This is a genomic window from Aequorivita aquimaris (assembly GCF_001573155.1).
Classification (GTDB): Bacteria; Bacteroidota; Bacteroidia; order Flavobacteriales; family Flavobacteriaceae; genus Aequorivita; species Aequorivita aquimaris.
Genome location: NZ_JRWG01000037.1, coordinates 1 through 815, shown reverse-complemented (window position 1 = coordinate 815; position 815 = coordinate 1). Strand labels below are relative to the sequence as shown.

Sequence of the window (815 nt, the reverse complement as noted above, 5' to 3'; positions counted from 1 at the left end):
ATTTTAAAATATGAGGCGGCAAAAGCTGTTGAGCAGCGCATCAGCATTCTAGGCTGAGCTGCCCCCTTTTGAGTGGTCCATCGACTATGACAGTCTGGACCAGGGAAGGGACAACGAATGCCTTCGAAGAAGCACAAGCCGGAGGAGATCATCGGCAAGCTGCGTGAGGTGGAGATCGTGCTGGGCCAAGGCGGCACGACCGCCGAAGCGTGCCGGCGGATCGCGGTCAGCGAGCAGACCTACTATCGCTGGCGCAAGGAATATGGTGGCCTGAAGACGGACCAGGCGCGTCGGATGAAGGATCTGGAGAAAGAGAACGCCCGGCTGCGGCGTGCGATTTCGGATCTGACGCTGGACAAGCTCATCCTACAGGAGGCGGCGAAGGGAAACTTCTGAGCCCCGCACGGCGCCGGCGCTGCATCGACCAGGTCCGGGAGGTGCTGGACGTGTCCGAGCGGCGCGTGTGCCGCGTGCTTGGCCAGCACCGGTCGACGCAGCGCAAAGTGCCGTGCGGGGCAGATGATGAGCAGGCGCTCACCGACGACGTCGTCGCGCTGGCAAAGCAGTACGGGCGCTACGGTTACCGTCGGGTGACCGCGCTGCTGCATGCGGCGGGCTGGTCGGTGAACCACAAGCGGGTCGAGCGGATCTGGCGGCGTGAGGGGCTGAAAGTGCCGCAGCGCCAACCGAAACGTGGCCGGCTCTGGCTCAATGACGGCTCCTGCATCCGGCTTCGACCAGAGTATCCGGGGCATGTCTGGGCCTATGATTTCGTCGAGGAGCGTACCCACGATGGGCGCAAGTTCCGCATCTTG

1 pseudogene is annotated in these 815 nt (G+C 63.3%); it reads left to right on the top strand.

The window, feature by feature from the left end:
• Positions 1-117 precede the first annotated feature (117 nt).
• A pseudogene (locus LS48_RS15870) lies at positions 118-815 on the top strand (IS3 family transposase); the annotation flags it as partial.